The sequence below is a fragment of the Lacibacter sp. MH-610 genome (genome assembly GCF_045780045.1).
Classification (GTDB): Bacteria; Bacteroidota; Bacteroidia; order Chitinophagales; family Chitinophagaceae; genus Lacibacter.
Window position 1 is genome coordinate 2,168,935 of sequence record NZ_CP116002.1, and the last position, 21,271, is coordinate 2,190,205.

Consider the following 21,271-nt stretch of genomic DNA (forward strand, 5'->3'; position numbering starts at 1 on the left):
CCTGATTACGATTCTCTTATAACTTTTTTCAATGAAATTCAGGTTCTTACCAAAAAAGAAGGTGCAGGATGCTGAACCCCACAAGGGTAAAGCTATTGTGCTTTCCATCAAGAGTTCCAATCGTGGTCTTGAATTCCTGGTAGAACTATTTCAGCAGATCCGCCCTTCTGATCCTGAAAAAACCGAAGAGGCCGAAACAAAGTTTAAAGCGTTTCTGTACCAGTTGCAAAACGACCGATCTCTTCTTTTTGCGTTACGCCGTTCTTTACTCAACCAGTTTCTTAACAGTGATATCACGCATGCACTTACTGAAAGCGGTTTGCTGAGTGCCCGTGGTTTTATACAGGAGTTAAGTTCAAAACTCAAACATAAAATCATACCGCCATTATTAAAGCCCAGTGATTTTCTGTATGTGATTGAACGTATTTTTTACAAGAAGAATGACTATGTGTGGATTGAAAAAATGGATGAGCAGTTATGGGTTCGGCTTTTTGAGCTCATTGGCATTGAAGTAAATCTGAGTGAACCGGCATTGCACAATCAATTGAATGATTCTTTGCAAATCCTTTCTTACCGTTTGAGTATGATGGGACTTGAAAATGAAGTAACCGGCCGTTATGATCAATGGAATGACGGGGCTTTCCCTTTTATTGAGCAGAACCGGCTCATTAATATGATGCTGGAGCGAAAGCAAACCAGTTTACAGGCGCACGAGCAAAAGCTCTTAATGGAGAATATTGCAGAAGCCCTGCATAACTGTCTGCAAAGTATCAAGTGGTTGAAAGATGACCGTAAAGAAAACGGAACCAGTCTTGCTGAAACATTTTTACTCACCCGTATGGAGCAGCACGTAGAACGTATGTTTATGCTGCTGGATGCTTTAGATGGTGATAATGTTTTCAATACCCAGCGCTTTGTACATTATTTCATCACCGTCATCCGCAACCAGAACCGAAAGAACAGTATTGGTGAATTTCTTTCACAGAACCTTGGCTTATTGGCTTACCAGATTGCGGAGCATGGTGGTAAACGTGGTGAGAATTTTATTGCTGTCAGCCGTAAAGATTTTTATAAACTATTCCGTAGTGCACTGGGTGGTGGCTTTATTGTTTCGTTTGTAGCTGTATTTAAAAACCTCCTGGGCAAGTTAGCACTTACTCCTTTCTGGCAGGGTATGCTGTACAGTACCAACTATTCAGCAGGATTTATTCTCATGCAGAGTACTGGTTCTACACTTGCTACCAAGCAGCCGGCATTTACAGCGTCGGCTATTGCTGCATCCTTAGATAGTACAAAATTTACCGGCCGCCCGGATTTATACAATCTTGCTCTGACCATTGCCCGTACCTGCCGCAGCCAGATTGCTTCTTTTACAGGAAACCTGTTGGTGGTATTTCCGCTTACCTATTTACTGGCCCGTTTGTTTGATGCTGCCACCGGGGTAAAAATTGCTACCGGTGCTGAAGCGGATGCATTGCTGCAGGCACAACATCCTTTTCAAAGTCTCGCTTTATTGTATGCCTGCTTTACCGGTTTCTTTCTTTTCCTCAGTGGTTTGATTGCAGGCTGGGTTGAAAATTATGTGGTGTATGCACAACTGCCAGACCGGTTACGGTTTCATCCCGTATTAACGCAAACATTAGGAAAGAAACAACTGCGTTACCTTGTAAACACGGTTCAAAATAATCTCGGTTCTCTTGCAGGCAGTATTTCACTCGGTTTTTTCCTGGGTATGGCCGGCGCTTTTGGCAAAATGCTCAGCCTGCCTTTTGATATTCGTCATATCACCATCTCTGCAGGTAATACGGCCATTGGCTTTTATGGATTAGATCACCAGGTGCCGTTGAAATATCTTTTCACCATTGTTGCCGGTGTATTGTTGATCGGCTTATTAAACTTCCTCGTAAGTTTTGGTCTTGCATTTTATGTAGCCGTAAAATCAAGAGGTATCCGTTTAAAAGATTATCCTGAATTCCTCGGAATCCTGCGCCGTTATTTCATGCGTTATCCGGCCGATTTTATCCGTCCACGTTCAGCAGTAATGACGGGGGATGAATTACAGGCAAAGCTGGTGCGGTAAGTATCATCATTCCTGTTTCTTATCAGAAATAATTACAAGAAAAATTTTGTAAAAAACTTTCAGCCCTTATCTTTGCACTCCCTTGAACGGGAGCTTAGCTCAGCTGGTTTAGAGCACCTGCCTTACAAGCAGGGGGTCACTGGTTCGATCCCAGTAGCTCCCACAGAACCTCCGGACTTCCGGAGGTTTTTTTATGCTTCTTATCAAGCTTTCAAGTTGATTGAAAACTTAAACTTTTTTATTTTCCGTTTATAACAAGTTCACCGGTTGTGATTGAAATTATTGGCTGTATGAGTTACATTTGATATCCATCGACGATCAGGAAGTATATGATGAAGATTTATTTGTTGCTTGTTTTAAGTTTTGTTTTTCATGTAACCTGTGAAGCTCAGCAATTCACTACACAGGGCAGTGCCGTTCAATCAGGTCCTTTTTCTTATACCATCACACCTGATGCATTATCACAGGCAGGCATCATCACCAATTATTACCCGGTGGATCTCACCAAGAACTTTACAATCAGGTTTCAGCTCAACTTTGGTTCAAAAGATGCTGCGGGTGCTGATGGTTTTGCTTTTATGTTGAACAATGCCTGTTTGCCACCATTAACAGTGGGCAGTGGTTTGGGTGTTTCTGGCATCAACAATTCTTTAGTGGTTGAATTTGATACCTGGGATAACGGTGCCGGCTGGAATGATATACCACAGGATCATACCGGCATCTATTCAAATGGTCAGCTCAATGCAAGCGGCAATATTACAGATGGTTTTACCACGCCTGTTTGTCTTACCGGTAATTGTAATAATGTGGAAGATGATCAATGGCATGATATCAGCATTGAATGGGAATACATTTCAGCAGCATCACAAAGGCTTACTGTTTTTTTTGATAATGAAAAACGGGCCACTTCCACCCGCAATCATTTGCTGGAGCGGTTTAATAATAATGCAATTGTGTTTTGGAGTGTAGCAGGTTCTACCGGTGGTAACTCTAACCTGCAGCAGTTACGTGTAACGCCTGACAATAATAACGTCATCAATGCCTGTATTGGTAAAACATTCACACTTACAGCACCAACGCCCGGTACCAACTATTCCTGGAGCCGTGGTACCAGTACAGCGAACCAGTCTACTTTTAATGTAATCGGCAATGAAACCATTACCTGCAGCTATACAGATTTTTGCGGTACACAACGTTCGGTTCGTTTTTCAGTGATTGCTAATGATAATCCAACGGTAAGCGTTAACAGCTTTACAACCTGCGAAGCGAATCCTTCAACGGTAGTTGCAACACCGGGCACTGCCGGTACTTATAATTATAACTGGACGGTTCCCGGTGGTGCTCCGGCCCCGGGTAATGCAGCTTCCTTTCAGCCGTCAACTGCCGGTGTGTATTCAGTTGTTATTACCAACACCGCAACAGGATGTTCCAGTACTGCAGCAACCGGTACTGTTGTGTTTACACCTGCTGCAAGACCTTTGTTCTTTCTGCCGGATACGATTTGTAAAGGAACAGTCATCAATCCTTTGCCCACTGTATCTGTAAATGGAATCAGCGGAACATGGTCGCCGGTAATCAACAACCAGGCAACTACTACTTATACTTTTACACCTGGTGCTTCCTTCTGTGCTTTTCCTGCATTGGCGGTAATTGCAGTGAATTCGCCACCGGTTTCTCTATCTGTTGTAAGTACTACTATTTGTGCAGGGGATGTAAAACTGCTGAACCCTGAAGCAAATGGTAATGGATTGGAGTTCCTCTGGCAGGATGGAAGTACTGATTCTGTTTTTCGTGCCACAAAGCCCGGTACTTATGATGTGCGTGTTACCAATAGTTGCGGTACAAGCAGCAGTACTTTTGTATTAACTGAAACCATCTGTAACATCTATATCCCTTCTGCTTTTACTCCCAACGGTGATGGCCTGAATGATCTCTTCCGCATCAGTGGTGCATTGTATGTAAAGGATTTCAGTATGCAGGTATATAACCGCTGGGGCCAGGTTGTATTTACAAGTACCAATGCATTTGAAGGTTGGAATGGTACACAGCAGGGGCTTGCACTTGATCCCGGCATTTATACCTACCGCATCCGTTTTACCAATATTCAGAATAATGAACAGCGTATTGTAAAGGGAACCGTTACCTTGTTACGTTAAGCAGCAAACCATATCTATATTGCTTCCTTTATATTCAAATACACCCAGTTGGGTGAACTGATGTTTTCCGTAAAAATTTATGGCCTGTACATTGGTTGCCTGTACGCCGCCCCAAAGAAAAATTCTCTGAATGCCAAACTTCAACAGTTGCTCTTTGATATGTTGCATCATAGCACTGCCGATGCCGCTTCCCTGCCAGGCATCTGCAACAGAAGGCGCCAAAACAGCATCGGTTAAGGGATGAGGTTGTAATCCATAAGCAGCTAAACGATCAACTTCATAAGACAGGTGTCCGATTTTTACAACCGCATAGGCAATAATGGTTTCATTGTTATCCAATGCAAGAAAGCCGATATAGGAAGATGGGTTTTGATACAGTTGCTCAATACTTTGTTCATCAAAATCATGGGGTGCAAAGCGCTGCTTTGTTGCGTCGCTCAGTTGATTAAGGTAACGGCTTAATGCTGTACAATCCTGTAATTGAAACGTACGAACTGTAATGATTTTGCCATTTGATAGCGCTGCCTGCATACAACAAATTACAGCATTCCGTTGATACAGCTTTTGCAAACAACGCAGTTTAGTTCCAGAGTGTACCGTCCAGGCCAACTACAATGCCCAGCCATAGTGAAATGAGAAAGCCGATCAAGCTCAAAACAATGGTAACCATTTTTAACCAGCCTGTTTTCGGCATTACCAGGTTAAACAGGTATACAGCAGCTGCTCCTGCGGCAGCAGCAAGCGGGGTAATGATCAACGGTCTTACTCTCCAGTAAGCCGGCCAGGCGGGATCAGGATGATCAACGGTAAAAACAAATAAGGTAATGATACCTAAACCAATAACAGCACCCGCCAGCATAAAGATGAAGAGCGTGAACCTGTTAACCGGCGGCATTGTAAAAGGATTTTTTGCAGTCATAGTTGAGTTTTTAAAAAGTGCTTTGAAATTCAAAGTTAATGGCATTTCTGATGCTATCCAACAGTGTGGTTTTGTTTTTTGAAATGAAGGGTTCAGTTATTTATAAAAGGCTATGGTAGGAGATGAGTGGCGGTGGGGGAGTAAGGGAACTCTGACGCAACGTCCTCGCCAAGCTTTATACATTTGCTCAACTGATTAATGTGGGAGACGTTGCTGGGAAGTAGGTGTATGTTTTACGGTAGAAATACTTCTTTTATATTTATAACAAGCCCTTCGCTGTTTATTGTCAATATGAATGGGCTGTCGGTATAGATTATTTTTAGACTTTTTAATGAGTTGTCCTTAATAGGATGTAGTCGGTCGGGGTTATGTAGTAGGTCAAATGTGCAATTCTTAGCAAGTGGAAGGTGTCGGATTTTCCTGCTTTCATTTACTATAAAGTAGTCATTGGGCACTGCAAAATCAAGTTTTCCCTCTGCTGTGATAAAGGTGTCTGCTTCGTTGGCTTTTTTTGCTGCTTCTATTGCGGCGTCACCAGTAAGAAACTGGATATAGTCAACGTCGATATAGACTGTGTCAAGCCGCTCATATACTCGTATGATATTAGCATATTGCTGTTTGCCAATTAAGGTAGTGTCGGTAGATAGTTTTGAGTCGCTGTCTGAGCCATTAAACGTAGTGTCTAAGTTATTTTGTTGTTTGTCTGTCGATGTATTTGAACTACATGAAAGAAGTATCAATATAAACAGAACATATAATAAATTGGATCGGGTCATTTTTTGAAAATTACACCTAACGTTGAAGCATTTGTGTTTGTGGCAGAATTTGAAATCCGTCAGCTTGGTACAAATGCTGATTAAAAATACTAATGTTTATTGTTAATTCTATTGTCCTTTCTCAGCAACGTCTCCCGGTTTAAATTGTTGAGTAAAAGTGCAAAGCTGGTGGGGACGTTGCGTTAAAAAAATCAATTTCCGTTTGTTAAATCAATATTCAATAATTCCTTGTACCCCGTTACAAGATAAATACCCTGTTCACCTGTTGCATAAAATTTTGCTGAACTGTGTACATAATCAATCGGATTTACACATAAGTTCCATTTGCCAGTACAAGGATTTGCATGAAAATAATCAAGTTTTTGAAGAATAAATGCTTCTGTTTCACAATGCTTGCACTTCGCCCCGCCATATTGCCAATGCACTGTTGGCTGTAGTCTTTACGTCTCCGGATACCACCAACCTACGTGTTTATGCTTGTATTCTTTTCCTCTATCGTCAACTATTGTCATTTCGCAAGTGAACGGGGTTTCAAAAATGTCTTTATGAATTGAATGTGGTCTGGTCTTTTCCAACTCAAACTCCACAGTCAAAATTGCAGAACTTATAAAATCCATAGTTGACCCGCTATTCTTTACCAATTCCGGAAACCACTTTATGTAGTGTTCAACTGATGTCAATACAGGCTTGGTCAATAATTCCGAAGGTTCAGCGGTCTTCCGTAGTATGTCAACAGTTAGCCTGCTAATTTTTGTCTGTCTTGATTGCTTTAATAAATGTCCAAGAAAGTAGTCATCATTTATGTAATTCATCAAACTGATAAACGAATGACTAAAATTGTGCGATATGCTCTTAAGTGGTTTGTGGCTTGTCATTAGAATACAATTGTCTCAATAGATTTTCCTTTCCTTTCTCAGCAACGTCTCCCGGTTTAAATTGTTGAGTAAAAGTGCAAAGCTGGTGGGGACGTTGCGTTAAAAAAATCAATTTCCGTTTGTTAAATCAATATTCAATAATTCCTTCTTTCTCAGCAACGTCTCCCGATTTAAATTGTTGAGTAAAAGTGCAAAGCTGGTGGGGACGTTGCGTTAAAATTACCAAATCAATTTCCTTTTGTTAAATCAATATTCAATAATTCCTTGTACCCCGTTACAAGATAAATACCCTGTTCACCTGTTGCATAAAATTTTACTGAACTGTGTACATAATCGATCGGATTTACACATAAGTTCCATTTGCCTGTACAAGGATTTGCATGAAAATAGTCAAGTTTTTGAAGAATAAATGCTTCTGTTTCACAATGCTTCCAGTCAAATGATAGCTCCCATACATTGTGTTGTTTCCGGTTCGCTTTTCGACTGGCTTCTATGTTACTCTTCATCTTTGCCAGTAAATCAATCTGTCCGTCTGCCTTTAACCGATCTGTAATTTCATAGGCCATGAATCTTTTGCCGTTACCGATCATTGTATTGATATCCTGGTTGGATGCGCTGAACCCAATCAAGGCATGTACGTGATTGGGCATAATTACATAGCCGCTGATAAAATGCCCTTTTGCTTTTAAATGATCAAACCACTTGTAAATTATATCGTAACCGTTTACTATTTTAATTAACGGCAACCAATCAGTACAAGTGAAAGTGATTGAAAAAATTCCTTCACGAAAGGGGATCGTGGTTTTTACGGGCATGTAATAAAGTTAATCATTGTGCAAATAGTGACGCAACGTCCCCATCAGGCTTTATACATATGGTCAACTGATTAATGTGGGAGACGTTGCTGGGAAGTAGGCTGTTGTTATTTATTGTCAACTAATATTAATGTGTCAATCTGATTATTTATGATGAAAATAGTTTCATTCTTTAGGTCTGTCAAAAAAAGTGTCTGGGATGAGGCACCAATGAATTTAAGAGTATCTGTCTTTGTTATCGTTGTTACGTTTGTAGAAATACTTTTGACGTATTTATATTTTAAGTTCTTATAAATAAGTTCGCTGTCGTGTTTGCCAGTTGCAAATGAAAATAGAGGGAGATAGATTAAACATTGAATTGTCAGCATCCTAATCTTGCTATCCGATATTTCGTTTATCAGAAATTGTCTGTTAAATAAAAATATCCAAAATGGGGCTGCCGTAATATATACCCAATGTGTCCATCTATAAGGGTTGCTGTTGTAGTAGAGTAGTATAACAACTGTCGCCCAAATAAGCAGTGAGATAAATATTCCGATGTCAGAATTTACTTTTTTGCCAAAGGAAGTTGATTTGCCTGCTCCCTGAGGAAATACAACGTCAATACGCAATATATAATGAGCAAATATTAATGTGACTATTGATGATAGAAAAACAATTATTACTGGTTGAGTTGCTGATTTTATTATGTCGGAAGCAGATATATAAAGCAGTCCATTTAGATTAAATGTGTCCCAATAGGCAACATGATAAAGTGTACCGCAAATAGTTAAATAGGGTATGAGTAAAAGTGTTATGTTTTTTGATTCCTTCAATGTTTACGGGATGTCGTTTAAAATAACAGCCAACTCATAAATATACGTACCTTCTTGGTAAAAATTAAACTGAAAATCAAATGAAAAACGACCAAACGATCAGGTTACAGTACTACCATCCCCATTTCAAAATTGCATTCAGTCATTGGCGGGAGTTATACCTGCTAAAAGAAGACAATCACTTTGAGCTGCTTGCAGTGGAGGTTTATCACGGGCAGTAAGTGTATCGTTTAAAAGGCTCCCATTATCGCATTACATGGAGACAAATAAAAAAAGGGCTTCTCCTTCAAGAAACCCTTTTACAATTGCCTTTTTAATTTCAGTTACTAGAAAACCCTGCTTCCTCTGCCACAGTTACATCACTGTAATCTTTCACTACATTGTACAAGGTATCTCTTTCAACGGGTTTGCGTTTTGCCTGTTTAATCAATGCCACTAACTGTTCTGTAGTCATGGTAGGCGTTTGTTCTTCACTGCCGGCCATGCTGTAAATTTTAGTGGTGTCATCAATGGTGCCGTCAATATCGTTTACACCAAAGCTAAGGGTCATTTGTGCGTTATGACGGCCAAGCATGGGCCAATAGGCTTTGAGGTGCGGAAAATTATCCATGAACAGGCGGGCAATGGCATACATACGCATGTCTTCCACCACGGTGCTTTCAGCAATATGGCTCATGTCATTATCCTGGTTGCGGAACTTGAGGGGAATAAAGGTTTGAAAACCTTTTGTTGCATCCTGCAGATTTCTTAAGCGGCTCATATGATCAATACGATGCCAGAACTTTTCAATATGTCCGTACAGCATGGTGGCATTGCTGTGCAATCCCAGTTGGTGTGCTGTTTCATGAATCTTCAGCCAGCCATCACCATCCACTTTATCGGCACAGATCTGCTCCCGTATTTCCGGGTGAAAAATTTCTGCACCACCGCCGGGTATAGAATTCAATCCTGCATCAATTAAAAATTTGAGCCCTTCTTCCACACTTACTTTTGCTTTACGGAACATATAATCATATTCCACAGCAGTAAAGGCTTTGATATGTAAATCAGGACGATGTTCTTTAATGGCCTTCAATAAATCTGCAAAGAATTTCAAATCCATTTTAGGATGTACACCACCTACAATATGTACTTCCGTTACCGGAACACCATCGTATTTTTTTACCATGTGCAGCATTTGCTCAATACTCAGTTCCCAGCCATCTTCCCGTTTGGCATACAGGCGGGAGTAAGAACAGAAATTGCAACTGAACACACATACATTGGTCGGTTCAATATGAAAGTTGCGGTTAAAGTAAGTAGTATCTCCGTGCAAACGCTCCCGCACATAATTAGCAAGGGCGCCCACAAAAGAAAGCTCTCCTTTTTCAAACAGGAGTATTCCTTCTTCTTCTGTAATGCGTTCGTTATTGTAAACTTTGTCAGCAATTCTTTTTAAGGAGCTGTCTGTTGCAGACGTGATGATGGATGAAATCATGATACGTAATTGTTAATGTTCAATCGGAGCTACAAAAAAGCGTAACTCTCTGCAAAGTTACGCTGATATGAGTAAGTGAAACGAATGATCTTAATGCAGTTTTACCACTTTAAGCGTTTGAGTGGGGGCCGCCCGGTATACTACCTGTAAAGTGTACACGCCGGAACTGAGATGGCTCAGATCCAGCAGCAGGTTATTAGGCCCCAAGGTATTACCGATGTTGCCCAGTGCAATTCTTTTCTGCCAAACCAAACGGCCCATATGGTCATAAACATTTACAAACTCCATGTTGATAGGTGTTGGGTATTGCTGTAAGAGCACTGTATTACGGAAGGGGTTCGGCGTAGCCATAATGCCTTTTCGCTTCAGGTTCGGATTCACTTCTTTTGTATAGATATTGATGTCGTCAATATAGATATTGTTTTCATAGTTGGTAGTGTTGCGAATCACCACCTGCGCAAAATCGGGCAGCAGGTTACTGAAATCTCCCAGGAATACAGAGTCTTTACGCCATTGCAGGGCCGATGGTACATAACCTGTATCCACCGCTACATTACCGGTTGTTACCAATTGCTGTCCCCATTTTTTATAAACAGATTGATAGGTAGCGCCACAGTCAGTTGTTACCAAAACCTCGAGTGTATCCACCGGGTTATTAGCCAGGTTCGGAACATTAAACGTAGCTGCTGCCACCTGGAAGGTGAGGAACGCAGAGTCTTTTCCTTTTACGGGCAACAGGGGAGAGTACATCCAGTCGCTATTGCCGTTACGGTCATAATCGTAATTGTTGATGAACATGGAAGCTGTTCCCGTTTTGGAAGCACGGGTGGTACGCTCCCAGGTAATAAATCCATCGGTATTGATTCTTTGCCATAAAACAGGAGGGAAGCTTGCATTTTCAAATCCTTCCGTGTAAGGAAGGTTCACAACGGGATAAACAACTCCTGCCAGTTTCCCGGTATCATTGGAAGGTTTCTGATCCGCACTTCCGTTAGGGTTGATGGTATAAACCGTGAGGTTAGCATTAACGCCCGTACTCAGGGTCATGGGGTTGAGCGTAATATTAGTGGTGCTTTGTGGCACAATGGTTCCTGTAAAATTAGTCGTTGTAATGGCTCCGTTACCAAAACGTGCAGCAACGGTAAGTGTACGAACTGTATCAGTACCGGTATTTCTAACGGTTATGAATGGGCGATACGTATTGTTACAGTTGTAGATGAAATTGCTGCTGCTGCCACAGAGATCGTAAAACAAATCACGGAAACGTTCAAAGCGGATGTCCCTGCTGTTAGATGGTACAGGGGTACAACCATTGGAGTTGATGAGCTGGGCCATCCAATTGATGCCGAGCAGATTCGTTTCCATAGTGGAATATTGCCCGGGGGTGTACATTACCATGGCACGGTCATCTACATAATCCATATAGTTCATCCACATGATGCCTGGTGCAGCAGCCTGGCATTGATCAGTAATTACAGAATCAGCACGTGGTGCTCCAAAGTTGCATTTGAATTGAACCGGTGTATCGTTCACTCCATCATCATCGGCACAGGATTGATTGTTGTCACAATTATTTGGACCCCAGATATGATTGAGTCCGAAGAAGTGACCGATCTCATGTGTCGCCGTTCTTCCTAAATTAAAGGGTGCAACAGCAGTACCGCCTTTACCAAAAGCACGGAAGCTGTTTACAAACCCACGCTCATTCAACGGATGATCACTTAAAGGATCAGTTGCAAAAAAAGAATAACCTAAAAAGCCCGTGGGCATCTGGCAAACCCAGATGTTGAGATACCGTTCAGGGTCCCATGCATCACTGCCGCCATTACAGGTAAACTTAACAGGATCACCATCGCCGGGAACAGATTGTACATTGGATGTTACTCTAACAATACCATTGGTGGCATCACCTGCCGGATCACGGCGGGCGAGGCAGAAACGGATATTGCCTTTGCCAAATCTTGATTTGAAAGCGGCCGGAATGCGGATGGAGTCGGCATTAAGACCGGCGTAATCTTCATTTAATACATCTATCTGTGATTGAATCTGTGCATCCGTAACAAGCGATGGTTGGGTGAGTACCACATGTACCACAACCGGGATTATATAAACAGCATCCGTACGAAGTGTTGGCCGGATGCGTTGGTACTGTTCTATTGCCTGCTGTTGGAGCGAATTACGTTGCTGTACCAATTGCGGGTTTCTTTGAACTGCTTTGTCCCAAACTGCCTGCGTGCCGCAACGGTGAAAATTACCGGCGTTTTCCTGTTGTGTTAACGGCTTTACTTTCTGTGATTGTACAGGTAAAACGGCAATGAGCGGTAAAGCAAACAATAAAATGTTCTTCAACATCTTCATAGAAATGGTTGTAGCTGTGAAAGTACTGATTTCAACACAAGAAACAGCATTCAAGGTTCTGATGACAAGGTACAGTTGAAATGATTTTGTGAAGCTGAATCTGTATTTGGATGGCGCTGTTTTTCAGGATAGACAGAAGGGTTTTGCCTGATGCTGCCTGTGTTGTAAAAACATTTATCTTTCGTTTTTAAAGGATACTACAAACTAAACCTTCTGTAATGAATTTAAAATTCCGCTTAACGATTCTCAGTTTTCTGCAGTTCTTTATCTGGGGTTCCTGGTTAATTACCATCGGTGCTTATTGGTTTCAGAATAAAGGATGGGGTGGCGCTGAGTTTGGAGCCATTTTTTCAACTATGGGCATTTCGGCCATTTTTACCCCAACCATTGCCGGTATTATTGCTGATAAATATATTAATGCCGAACGCCTGCTGGGTATTTGCCATATTATGGGTGCTGTGGTTTTGTTTTGCATTCCAATAGTAGAAAATCCCTTTTCCTTTTTCTGGGTCATGTTATTGAACATGGTTTTTTATATGCCTACCATTGCTTTGACCAATACTGTTTCCTACAATGCTTTAAAAACCGCCGATCGAAATGTGATCAAAGATTTTCCTCCGATCCGTGTTTGGGGTACCATCGGGTTTATTGTAGCCATGTGGATTGTGAGTTTGCTGCATATTGAAACTTCCTCGGCCCAGTTTTATGTGGCTGCTGCTGCATCATTGGGTTTGGGTATTTATGCATTTACATTACCGGCATGTCCGCCAAGAATGATTACTGAAAAAGCAGGTTCATTGGTAGAAGCGCTGGGTTTAAAAGCCTTTGCTCTTTTTAAAACATGGAAGATGGCGCTGTTCTTCATCTTTGCCATGTTGCTGGGAGCTGCTTTGCAATTAACCAATGCTTATGGAGATACATTCCTGCATGATTTTGATAAAGTAGATGCTTACAAGGACACAATCGCTGTAAAATACCCGGCGATCATTATGTCTATTTCCCAGATATCTGAAACGGTATTTATCCTGGCGATACCTTTTATGTTGCGTCGTTTTGGTATAAAAAATGTGATGCTGTTCAGTATGATTGCCTGGGTGCTCCGTTTCGGTTTGTTTGCCTATGGTAATCCGGCTGAAGGGTTGTGGATGATCATCCTTTCCTGTATTGTATATGGTCTTGCTTTTGATTTCTTTAATATCTCCGGTTCTTTATTTGTGGAAACACAAAGTTCTCCGCAGATACGTGCCAGTGCACAGGGATTGTTTATGATGATGACCAATGGCTTTGGTGCGTTCTTTGGCAGTGCTATAAGTGGTGTGGTGATTGACCGCTTTTATACAGATGGCAATGGTGCTAAAGACTGGTATGGCATCTGGATTGCTTTTGCGGCTTATGCGTTGGTGGTAGCTGTTTTATTTGCAGTACTGTTCCGTCATAAGCATAATCCTGCTGATGTAATGGAAGTGAAACATTAAGCTACTTCACTCAGCACCGGTTCAGGTTCAAATTCTTTTTCATCTGTATCGCCGCTTTCTTCTACCCGGTGAATGATGTCTTTCAACGAAGCAAGGCGTTGAATCATATAAGGTATGGTATCGAGTCCGCTTACAAATTTGAGGATGTAGGTGTAGATACCAATCAAATCACCTGCCTGCATGGTAGCACCATTGGCTTTAGAGGAAATGATGAGTGATACTGTTATGATCACCATTACCAGTAATTCCATCACCCCGAAATTCCACGCTTCCTGGTTGCTGATCTTGATTTGCCATTTACGCAGTTCATTGTAATGCTGGTGAATGCGGTGCGTATTTTTTGTGGCTAATACATTTACCTGCTGCTCCAGTTCATCATTCTTTTTTTTATTCAGCACTCGCATGCGTTTGCCATAAAAATAACTGGCAATGCTTACTGGAATCATCATGGTCATGCATAACAAAACCACCTGCGCATCATAAAAGCAGAGTAAGATTAATGAACCGATAATATTGTAAACGGCTTCAATTACATAGTTTAAATCAAACTCAAGGAAATCAATAAACTCTCTTGAAAGTGTGGAATGGGCGCTGAGTTTTGAAACATCTTTGTTGCGGTTACGGGTCATTAAACGGGTAACCAGTGAGGTATAAATTTCAGAGTAGGTTCTGGAATCGTAAAGGTGACGGATTGTGCCTGTTACCACCCACAACAAATGAGCTCCTGCCAGGAAGAACAATCCGTTGTATGAACCCTGAATCAATCCGTTTACGGCCTCGCCCAAAAAATAGGGACGCATTAAGAGCCCCAGCATTTCAATAGCAAACAGGCTGTAGGTAAGCAGCAACTGGTACTTGTGCTTTCGTAAAATCGTCTGTATAATCCATGTGCCGGGCATACGGGTGTCCTTTTCCTTTAAATCGTTCAACAATAGACTTTGCAGAATTGCCGGGGTTTAGTGCCAATCAAAATATAATCGGCGATGGGTTGTAGTGTAAGTTTGGAACCACCGGCTGGGTAGCAGAGTACGGTGCAAATTTAAGGAGAAGAAGGCGGGCCCGGCGGTTAAGCTTTCCTGAAATTTTGTTCCCTCGAGGTGACATTGTTTCCTTTGGGGCCTGCAATAATTTTTCGGCAATTAGCGGCACCGCATTGACATTCAAAGGTTTCGGCGCTGTCATTGAGAAGGTGGGCGTAGTCCATTGTGAGTTCTTCGCCCGGTAAAATGGGACGGATCGCTTCCAAATTAAGTCCGATATAAGCGGTATTGGGATCGCAGGAATGATTCTGGGGTGCCCATTCTGAAGGGTTATTATCCCACAAAACATACACTTCTTCGCTCAGGGGAACAGCATAATGTTTGAACAAGAGCTTTTCTTCCGGCAGCCAGTTTTGCTCTACAAAACGTTTGGTAACGATGCGTTGCGGACGTTCTTCTCCTTTAAAGATCACTTCACCTTTAGCAATAGATTGGGTTGCATAAATGCCGAAGCCTGCAATGCTGTTGCCCTTCATTTTATACTTCTTCTGCCGGCGCCGGTGGCGGGCAATACCTTCTTCCACGATATGTTTTAAAAAACCGGTTTGACCAATGCCGTCCAGTTTCAGAATATAATCAGCACTGCCTTCATAACCATCTTTGTAAAATACCGAACAGGTGAAATTGATTTCGAGGAAATAAATCTTGCCTACTTCATCCATGCGAAAATCCATGCGGGCATAACCAACACCACCAAAACTGCGGAAGATGCGTTGAGCGGCTTCCGTTAAATGTTGTTTAATGGAAGGGTCAGTAACTGCAATATTGCTTTCCGGATGCAGCTCAGATGTTTTGAGTGCATAGGTTTTATAGGTTCTCCCTTCCGGGAAAATATATTCAATGGGTTGAAATACCCGGCACTTCTTTTCATTATGCGCATCAGCTGCCACCAAAACGGTAAACTCTCTTCCTTTAATGTACTGCTCCACCAATAACTGCGGATATTCTTTGAGTAAGTGATTGCATTGATGCTGCAGTTCAATCAAACTGTTCACTTTACTCTTTTCATCAATACCTAAACTATCTCCTGCCTTTGCAGGTTTGATGAATAAGGGATAGGAGAGATGTTTGGTTTGTGCTTCTAAGTCATCTGTACTTTCAATCAATGCATATTCAGCCGTAGCTACACCTTCTGTATAGGCTACATACTTCATCAGTTCTTTGGGAGGATCGTACAATAATGTGTTGGGCCCTGTAAACGGAAGATTTAAAAGTTCCAATGTATAAATCACATCAATGGAAGGAACTTCCCATTCCAGGTAACCTTCACATAAATTCACAAAACAATCAAAGCCCTGTTTGCTTAATTCCAGAAGTTGTTTGTAGGTAGTGAGTTTGTTGAGAAACACATGATGAAACTCAGCTTCGGGCCATAAATGGCTGAGGTTTCTTGGCGGATCATAATACTGGTAATCAACAGCCGAAGTGGAATAATCAGGTTGCAGAACACAAATCTTCATAATTAAGCACGCTCCTGACGCACGGCAACAGTTTTTCTTTGTTTTACAGTATGCCGCTGCAAAGCATCCTGCAATATATGAAGAATGAGGTTGGCATATTTCTCATGACCCAAACGAACAATGGCGCCAATGGAAGTATAATTTTCGTCTTCACTTAAACCGCATTGAGCATTTACTTCCAGCACATAGAGTTTACCGGTTGCTTTATCCATACGTATGTCCACACGACCATAACCGGTACCACCTACCGCACAATAGGCTTTCCAACTGAGATCAGTTATCTTTTTGTGCAGAGATGCAGGAGGTAAGGCATATTGATAAAAATCTTCATCTTCCTGCTGGCCCAATGCTTTTTCAGCTTCATAGGTTTCCCAAAGCCGATCGAAGGATAAAAATTTTTCAGTATCCGGTAAGTCTTTATGAAAGATGCGTTCTACGGGAACATAAACACGTTTGCTGCGGGGGTGCATGTAAGATCCACTGATGAAGACGGTGTACTCCGGTCCGTTAATGAACTGTTCAGCTACCAATCCGCCAAAAGTAAAATCCCAGCCACGGTAACCGGTAAACAGTTCTTGTACCAATGCATGCAAGGCTTCATTGTTTTGCACTACATTCTTTACGCCCAGGCCCATACTGCCACCGCTTACGGCCGGTTTTACAATAAGCGGAGTGCCTATTGCTTCACAAATACCTTCCAGTTTTTGCTCACTGTGGTGAATAGGTGCCCATGCTGCATGACTGATGCCTGCTTTATCAAACAACTCTTTCATAATGATTTTAGAAGTTGTGTTGTCGTAAAACGCAGGTTCAGCACCGGTATAAATGAGTCCTTTTTCTTTTAAGTAGTGAATCACAGAAACTCCCGGCGTGCCGTTTACTTCATCGCCATCGCAGAGGTTTAAGACAATGGGAGTTTGAAAATTTTTGGTTACAGCAATTTCATCAATCACTGTTTTGTAATTATGAATGGTTACGGGCTGCCATTTCCATTGTAATTGCAAGGTTTCAAATACCCGTGTGTATTCTTCTATGCTTTGTGAGAAATCGTAATAATAATCAATGTTGGGATCGTTGGTGATCAGATGAGGAGCCAACACCCAAATAAAATATGGATGCTCCGTGGAGGGTAATGAATGCAATGGGTTAGAAAGCATACTCTAAGTTATAAATTAATCGTTGAGCTGTGCACGTTTTGATTGAATAAAATCTGTGAGCGAATAACGATTGAGAACGGCGGCATCAATACTACGTGCTCCTTTAATAACTCCAATGCATTGGGTAGTTCCGCACAAACATTGAAAGGGTTCTGCCATATCCCATTCGGTAGAGGGATAGAAAAAAGTAAACTCATCACCCGGAGCAATGGGTTGCAACGCCGTTAACTCCATGGTGGTAGTATTGAAAAATGCATTGGGGTGGCAACTGTGGTTGATGTATTGCAGAAACTCCGGTGCCAGGATGATGTGTTGGTCTTCGCCCACCTGTACGGTATAGCGGGACGGTTGGCGATGTGTTGCTGCAGCGCTGAAATTTGTAATAACATCACCCGGCTGAAACGCTTTGGTACTTATTAACAGGTGATGATTGGTTTCGGGCTGCAATAGCTTTTCGGCAAAACCATGATGGCTGAGGGAGATGGTTGTAAGAGTGGTAGCTTGCATGCAGTGGTATTGATTGTTTATTAATTATTATGAAATTAAATATAGATGGTTAATTATCATGAAGGTTTAACGGATTGTTGAATGAATGTGAATAAATCAGGATAAGTAATCAAATAACATAATGTTCTAAATTTAAGCGTAATAAATCGGTATGAAATCAAGGTTCAGGTTTTGGTCTTATTTGATGTTAGCATGCTTTTTGGCAATGACATATATTTTGCTGCTGTTGATCTATGTTGTGTTTTTCAAACAAGCAAATGAAAAAGATACCATTATAGTTGTGGTTATTTTCTTCTTTCTCTTTGTATGGCTATGGTTGTTTTTTGGGGAAATAAGAACAAAGACCATTTCTGCACATCTTAGCAATGAAGGGATCAGGTATAAAACCTACTTTGGGTTCAGTTTTTCACAAATATATAAGTGGAGCGATTTTGAGGGTTACAAAACCAGCCTTGTGCCCTCCAAAGGCAGAAGTTATGAGTATCTCTATCTGTTTATAAACGGTAAAAAGGTTATAAAGGTTTCAGAGTTTTATCATAGTAATTATTCTGAAATGAAAAAGTATGTCGCTGCAAGAGTAAGCTACTTGGGAAAGGAAGACTATCGCTATTTCAGAGATATAAAAGAAGTTTTTGAGTTTTGATGGGAACTGCAATTGCCCTGATGTGTGCGACGCAAGGGACGATGCCATTTGCACTTTTGCCGGTAACATCAATGTTTTTCATGTTTGGTCTGACCTGCGGTGCCGACCAAAAATGAAAAGCCCGTTTCATTTACTGAAACGGGCTTTTATTAAAATGTAAGCTTGTAATTACATATGTTGCTCAATCTTCTTAACGAAGTTGGCTTTGGGTTGAGCGCCTACCAGTTTATCCACTACCTGTCCGTTCTTTACAAACAGAATAGCAGGGATAGAAGTGATGCCATAGTTCATGCTCACCTGCGGGTTTTCATCTACATTGAGTTTACCCACTTTTACTTTACCATCATACTCTTTGCTGAGTTCATCAATAACGGGTCCGATAGCACGGCAGGGGCCACACCATTCTGCCCAAAAATCAATCACGCTTAATTGGTTGGAAGCAAGTACTTCAGTTTGGAAGTTTGCATCTGTTAATTGTAATGCCATATTATTTTCCTTTGTTTTTTATTTTTGAAAAGAAGGCAAATTTAAGCCCATTTACGGCAAACTGATGTTCTGTCATTATCCACACCTGTTTATAAGCATTGAAATGTAAGCCGGGCGACATGCTTGCCAATCAGGCAGCGGCAGTCTGCTGTTTCTTCAGCGGGAACCACCTGCCGAATGTGAGCGAACGCCAAAGCCACTCCACAGGTCCGTAGTTAAAATGCCGCAACCACCAGCGGCAGAATAACAACTGAATGGTAAAAACGGGGAATACCAGCAGGAAGTTGATACCCGGTGAAGTTTTTTCAAACCAGCCAAGGCCCACATGATAGAATAACAGCAATCCAAACAATGTTTGCGATAAGTACATGGTTAAGGCCATTTTGCCGATAGGTGCCATTGGGTAGAGAATCTTTTGCCACCGGGTCCTGTACATAAGCATGGTCACACCGCTCAGGTAAAACAGGGTCATGAGTGTATTGGCTGCATCTACCAGCAAGTTGAACACCATGGTCATAGCCCGGTTGTTTTCCCATCCGAGTTTCAACGCATTGTTGATGATGAACAATGCAATAGGAATAATAATTACAGCAAGGGCAGCAAAACCACTGGTTTTACAGATGCGTTTGATGATGGGTTTGGAATCTTCAATAGTTTCAAACCATTTCATACGGCCGGCATATGCACCCAGCATAAAGAAGCCGAGGGTGATATAAATACGTCCGCTGCTGAATTGAAAAGCAAATTTGGATACAAGTGCTTTCCAGTTATCTGCAATGAGCGCCGGGAATGTTCCGTTTTTAATTACCTCATAATAACGCTTTGCTTCTTCCATACCTTCTGGAGGTTCATTGAGATTTGCCGCAGGGGTAGCAGATGTAAAAAGTTGCATCAGTTCAATAATACGTGCCGGAAGGTTGAAGGATATTAACAAAGCAATGATGAGCAGCCATTTGTTGCTGAGGTTTCTTGCAAACAACAAAACAAAACCAAGTGGCACATAGATGGATAGAATATCGCCCCGCCACAATACATGGTGTATAAGACCAATGATACCAAGAATGAGCAGCCGCCATACATACCTCAGTACAAAGTTTTGTTCTTTGTGTTGCAGGCTTTGCATCTGCAGATAAAAACTCAGCCCGAATAAGAATGAAAAGAAGGTGAAGAATTTACCGAAGATGAATATGCCATTAAAAGCACCGGCTATCTGACTGCCGATGTCATTGAACTTTGAATAAGTATCCGGAGGAAGACCTGCCCCCGTATGCCAGAAAATAAAATGTGCGAAGAGAATGCCGAGGAGTGCAAACCCCCGAAGTGCATCAACCGTAATGATGCGGTTGGTAGATGGATAAGGTTTCATATCTTAAAGAAAAACAAATTCCGCCAATTTGTTTGTTGAAAGATTGACAAAAGGCAGAAAAGAGCTTTGAGGCTATGCTTTTTTCTTGCGAAGGAACTTAGAGCTGATGAAAAACAAAACAAACCCGCTGAGTACGGTTACCAGTCCGAAAATGGAGAAGATACGTAACAGCAAATTGCCAAAATTATCCCTGCCTTCATAGTCCATGGTATGCAGCATCCACAAAAAGTCAAAGATGCGCCAGGGTTTGTTTCTGAATTTCTGTACCGTGCCTAATTCACTGGCAACATAAACAGTAGTGTTATTGGGGTGTTTGAACGTGATAGCATAAGCCGGTAAGGGTTGTTCCCTGTACTCATGATGTTTGCCTGCTGTGGTTAGATGTTCAACGGCTAATACTTGAGGCGTTCCGTTGAAATGCTGTGCAGCAACGGCAACTGCTTCATCTTTGGTTAACGGTTCACGTAAGATGCCTGTAGTTGCATCTGCCAGGTGATTCATGGCATGTACCGCATCCTGTTCATGATTGGTATTGCCCGGTTGTTTTTTAAATGCGGTAACACAACGTACCTGGTAAAACGGTTTTCCAAGAATGTCAATTAATTGAATGGAAACAATAGAGTCAATCCGGTGAATAGCTTTGATGGAATCTAAAATGGCTGATGGTGATACCAACTGCACATTGGAAGAAAGCAGGGGCGGATGCTTTTTTTCAAAATCGCCATGTACTTCATCCATATTGCTCCAGCTGAAGTACAAACCACCAATGGTCCATAACAAAAACTGAATACCTAATAATACGCCAAGATAGCGGTGTGATTTACGGATGTAGTAATGGGGGCTTTTGGCCATGAACTGCATTTATG

General features: G+C 41.7%; 17 protein-coding genes and 1 tRNA gene. 5 read left to right on the forward strand and 13 right to left on the reverse strand.

All coding sequences use genetic code 11. From position 1 onward, the window contains the following. The first annotated feature begins 31 nt into the window (after positions 1-31). The 3 genes from PDL71_RS09960 to PDL71_RS09970 all read left to right on the forward strand — a co-directional run bounded on the left by PDL71_RS09960 (position 32) and on the right by PDL71_RS09970 (position 4,236). Positions 32-2,080 carry a site-specific recombinase gene (locus tag PDL71_RS09960; RefSeq protein ID WP_407520514.1) on the forward strand — a complete coding sequence of 683 codons (2,049 nt, stop codon included), beginning with the start codon at positions 32-34 and terminating at the stop codon, positions 2,078-2,080. Between the two features lie 88 nt (positions 2,081-2,168). Next, positions 2,169-2,243: transfer RNA gene (locus PDL71_RS09965), tRNA-Val, on the forward strand. A gap of 166 nt (positions 2,244-2,409) precedes the next feature. After that, positions 2,410-4,236, forward strand: a complete 1,827-nt coding sequence (locus tag PDL71_RS09970; protein WP_407520516.1) for a lectin-like domain-containing protein — start codon at positions 2,410-2,412, stop codon at positions 4,234-4,236. Here PDL71_RS09970 and PDL71_RS09975 read toward each other — a convergent pair. The 6 genes from PDL71_RS09975 to PDL71_RS10000 form a co-directional block, all read right to left on the reverse strand. Beyond that, the gene (locus tag PDL71_RS09975; protein ID WP_407520518.1) at positions 4,228-4,767 is read right to left on the reverse strand and encodes a GNAT family N-acetyltransferase; all 540 of its coding nucleotides are present in this window, start codon (positions 4,765-4,767) and stop codon (positions 4,228-4,230) included. The genes PDL71_RS09970 and PDL71_RS09975 overlap by 9 nt on opposite strands. A 49-nt stretch (positions 4,768-4,816) precedes the next feature. After that, on the reverse strand, positions 4,817-5,155 hold the full coding sequence (locus PDL71_RS09980; protein ID WP_407520520.1) for a hypothetical protein: 339 nt from the start codon (positions 5,153-5,155) through the stop codon (positions 4,817-4,819). A gap of 233 nt (positions 5,156-5,388) precedes the next feature. Continuing rightward, on the reverse strand, positions 5,389-5,931 hold the full coding sequence (locus PDL71_RS09985) for a hypothetical protein (protein WP_407520522.1): 543 nt from the start codon (positions 5,929-5,931) through the stop codon (positions 5,389-5,391). A gap of 1,102 nt (positions 5,932-7,033) precedes the next feature. Then, positions 7,034-7,621: a hypothetical protein gene (locus PDL71_RS09990; RefSeq protein WP_407520524.1), complete on the reverse strand. Its 588-nt coding sequence runs from the start codon at positions 7,619-7,621 to the stop codon at positions 7,034-7,036. 1,134 nt (positions 7,622-8,755) lie between these two features. Then, positions 8,756-9,913: an aminofutalosine synthase MqnE gene (gene mqnE, locus PDL71_RS09995; RefSeq protein ID WP_407520526.1), complete on the reverse strand. Its 1,158-nt coding sequence runs from the start codon at positions 9,911-9,913 to the stop codon at positions 8,756-8,758. 90 nt (positions 9,914-10,003) lie between these two features. Next, entirely contained in the window at positions 10,004-12,265 is a 2,262-nt protein-coding gene (locus PDL71_RS10000) for a M43 family zinc metalloprotease (RefSeq protein ID WP_407520528.1), read from the reverse strand. A 224-nt stretch (positions 12,266-12,489) separates the two neighbouring features. Here PDL71_RS10000 and PDL71_RS10005 point away from each other — a divergent pair, with 224 nt between their 5' ends. Beyond that, positions 12,490-13,746 (forward strand): nucleoside permease, encoded by a 1,257-nt coding sequence (locus PDL71_RS10005; RefSeq protein WP_407520530.1) that lies wholly within the window; start codon positions 12,490-12,492, stop codon positions 13,744-13,746. Here PDL71_RS10005 and PDL71_RS10010 read toward each other — a convergent pair. The 4 genes from PDL71_RS10010 to PDL71_RS10025 all read right to left on the reverse strand — a co-directional run bounded on the left by PDL71_RS10010 (position 13,743) and on the right by PDL71_RS10025 (position 17,910). Beyond that, the gene (locus PDL71_RS10010) at positions 13,743-14,675 is read right to left on the reverse strand and encodes an ABC transporter six-transmembrane domain-containing protein (protein WP_407520532.1); all 933 of its coding nucleotides are present in this window, start codon (positions 14,673-14,675) and stop codon (positions 13,743-13,745) included. The genes PDL71_RS10005 and PDL71_RS10010 overlap by 4 nt on opposite strands. 137 nt (positions 14,676-14,812) lie before the next feature. Further along, complete coding sequence (locus PDL71_RS10015; RefSeq protein ID WP_407520534.1) at positions 14,813-16,246, reverse strand: SET domain-containing protein-lysine N-methyltransferase; 1,434 nt, start codon at positions 16,244-16,246, stop codon at positions 14,813-14,815. Between the two features lie 2 nt (positions 16,247-16,248). After that, positions 16,249-17,403 carry a hypothetical protein gene (locus tag PDL71_RS10020; RefSeq protein ID WP_407520536.1) on the reverse strand — a complete coding sequence of 385 codons (1,155 nt, stop codon included), beginning with the start codon at positions 17,401-17,403 and terminating at the stop codon, positions 16,249-16,251. Between the two features lie 15 nt (positions 17,404-17,418). Then, positions 17,419-17,910 carry an SET domain-containing protein-lysine N-methyltransferase gene (locus PDL71_RS10025; RefSeq protein ID WP_407520538.1) on the reverse strand — a complete coding sequence of 164 codons (492 nt, stop codon included), beginning with the start codon at positions 17,908-17,910 and terminating at the stop codon, positions 17,419-17,421. Between the two features lie 151 nt (positions 17,911-18,061). Here PDL71_RS10025 and PDL71_RS10030 point away from each other — a divergent pair, with 151 nt between their 5' ends. Next, on the forward strand, positions 18,062-18,553 hold the full coding sequence (locus PDL71_RS10030; protein ID WP_407520540.1) for a hypothetical protein: 492 nt from the start codon (positions 18,062-18,064) through the stop codon (positions 18,551-18,553). A 168-nt stretch (positions 18,554-18,721) separates the two neighbouring features. On the opposite strand, the gene trxA is transcribed toward PDL71_RS10030, so the two are convergent. The 3 genes from trxA to PDL71_RS10045 all read right to left on the reverse strand — a co-directional run bounded on the left by trxA (position 18,722) and on the right by PDL71_RS10045 (position 21,257). Next, a complete protein-coding gene (gene trxA / locus PDL71_RS10035; RefSeq protein ID WP_407520542.1) occupies positions 18,722-19,039 on the reverse strand; it encodes a thioredoxin in 318 nt (105 codons plus the stop codon). A gap of 130 nt (positions 19,040-19,169) precedes the next feature. Further along, complete coding sequence (locus tag PDL71_RS10040; RefSeq protein ID WP_407520544.1) at positions 19,170-20,405, reverse strand: DUF418 domain-containing protein; 1,236 nt, start codon at positions 20,403-20,405, stop codon at positions 19,170-19,172. 72 nt (positions 20,406-20,477) lie between these two features. Then, entirely contained in the window at positions 20,478-21,257 is a 780-nt protein-coding gene (locus tag PDL71_RS10045; RefSeq protein ID WP_407520546.1) for a hypothetical protein, read from the reverse strand. Positions 21,258-21,271: the final 14 nt, after the last annotated feature.

Coding starts and splice junctions, on each gene's coding strand:
- PDL71_RS09960 (WP_407520514.1), top strand. CDS start 32: ATGAAATTCAGGTTCTTACCAAAAAAGAAGGTGCAGGATGCTGAACCC.
- PDL71_RS09970 (WP_407520516.1), top strand. CDS start 2,410: ATGATGAAGATTTATTTGTTGCTTGTTTTAAGTTTTGTTTTTCATGTA.
- PDL71_RS09975 (WP_407520518.1), bottom strand. CDS start 4,767: ATGCAGGCAGCGCTATCAAATGGCAAAATCATTACAGTTCGTACGTTT.
- PDL71_RS09980 (WP_407520520.1), bottom strand. CDS start 5,155: ATGACTGCAAAAAATCCTTTTACAATGCCGCCGGTTAACAGGTTCACG.
- PDL71_RS09985 (WP_407520522.1), bottom strand. CDS start 5,931: ATGACCCGATCCAATTTATTATATGTTCTGTTTATATTGATACTTCTT.
- PDL71_RS09990 (WP_407520524.1), bottom strand. CDS start 7,621: ATGCCCGTAAAAACCACGATCCCCTTTCGTGAAGGAATTTTTTCAATC.
- mqnE (WP_407520526.1), bottom strand. CDS start 9,913: ATGATTTCATCCATCATCACGTCTGCAACAGACAGCTCCTTAAAAAGA.
- PDL71_RS10000 (WP_407520528.1), bottom strand. CDS start 12,265: ATGTTGAAGAACATTTTATTGTTTGCTTTACCGCTCATTGCCGTTTTA.
- PDL71_RS10005 (WP_407520530.1), top strand. CDS start 12,490: ATGAATTTAAAATTCCGCTTAACGATTCTCAGTTTTCTGCAGTTCTTT.
- PDL71_RS10015 (WP_407520534.1), bottom strand. CDS start 16,246: ATGAAGATTTGTGTTCTGCAACCTGATTATTCCACTTCGGCTGTTGAT.
- PDL71_RS10020 (WP_407520536.1), bottom strand. CDS start 17,403: ATGCTTTCTAACCCATTGCATTCATTACCCTCCACGGAGCATCCATAT.
- PDL71_RS10025 (WP_407520538.1), bottom strand. CDS start 17,910: ATGCAAGCTACCACTCTTACAACCATCTCCCTCAGCCATCATGGTTTT.
- PDL71_RS10030 (WP_407520540.1), top strand. CDS start 18,062: ATGAAATCAAGGTTCAGGTTTTGGTCTTATTTGATGTTAGCATGCTTT.
- trxA (WP_407520542.1), bottom strand. CDS start 19,039: ATGGCATTACAATTAACAGATGCAAACTTCCAAACTGAAGTACTTGCT.
- PDL71_RS10040 (WP_407520544.1), bottom strand. CDS start 20,405: ATGAAACCTTATCCATCTACCAACCGCATCATTACGGTTGATGCACTT.
- PDL71_RS10045 (WP_407520546.1), bottom strand. CDS start 21,257: ATGGCCAAAAGCCCCCATTACTACATCCGTAAATCACACCGCTATCTT.